Below are 992 nucleotides of genomic sequence, written 5' to 3' on the forward strand. Positions count from 1 at the left end.
GTGCACCAAAATACACAATGGTGCGCTTACCCGAAGCCAACATGCGTTAACCACGCTGTAAGAGGCATCTTCGTGGTCTAACCCTACCGCCATATCGATTGGCTGCGCTGCAGTTCATGGTTCGACCACGGAATGCCTGCGTTTTGATCATCTGCATCGTGCGTTCGGTGTGGTGGCTTCCGTTAGAATCAAACCATCCACCTGATACGAGAGCAGCGACGCGATTTTGCGCTCCTCTTCAAGCTCATCGTAGCTAAAGTGTGCCAAGAGGGTTTCATAACCATGTGCTTTGGTGACGGTTTCAATGCCCTGAACAAAGGAAGCAAAAATTTGGTTGGACAAAAGAAGGCAGTAGGGATCCCCAATAGCTCGGCTAGAGGATTTCGACAACATCGCTGGGGCACGGTTCTCGATGTACCCCATCTGCTCAATCGCAGTGGCGATTTTCTCGCGGGTCTTTTCCGCCTACCGAATCGGGATTACGCATGTAGCGTGATACCGTCATCTTGGTCACGCCGACTTGATCCGCCACATCCTGCAAGTGGTGCGCGGTTTCTTATTGTGTTGAGCCATAAAAAGATTTTGTCATTAATGTTACTTGTAACATTATGACCAATCCGATCCTCACACACAACCAAGGTGCTACGCTAAAAACCCACCAATGTGATCTTCCCCTGCGCCATCTCCCCTAACTGACAGGAAAATTCGAGGCGTTTATCGGCGGGTTTGCTAAACAGCACCTTCAACTTATCAAACGCTTCCGGCACAAAACTGACGCTTTTTAGCCGCAAACTTTTGCGCGTTAAGCTGTCCAAAAACGCCAAAGAGGATTTATCCAACACCATTTGGCAGGTATCCAATATTGTTTTGCTGACCATTTTTTWATGAATGGCATGACTCAACTGTTCAGCGGTGATGCTCATATTGGCGCTGGCCAACACGCACACGGCGTAAATATCCAGCACCGCCACCGCGCGCGGTTTTTGCGTTTC

At 49.3% G+C, this 992-nt stretch carries 2 pseudogenes; both read right to left on the reverse strand.

Annotated elements, in window-relative coordinates:
* Positions 1-541, reverse strand: a pseudogene (locus CIK04_RS23345) (LacI family DNA-binding transcriptional regulator); the annotation flags it as partial.
* Between the two features lie 106 nt (positions 542-647).
* A pseudogene (locus tag CIK04_RS23350) lies at positions 648-992 on the reverse strand (response regulator); the annotation flags it as partial.

The organism is Vibrio sp. 03_296 (assembly GCF_002265885.1).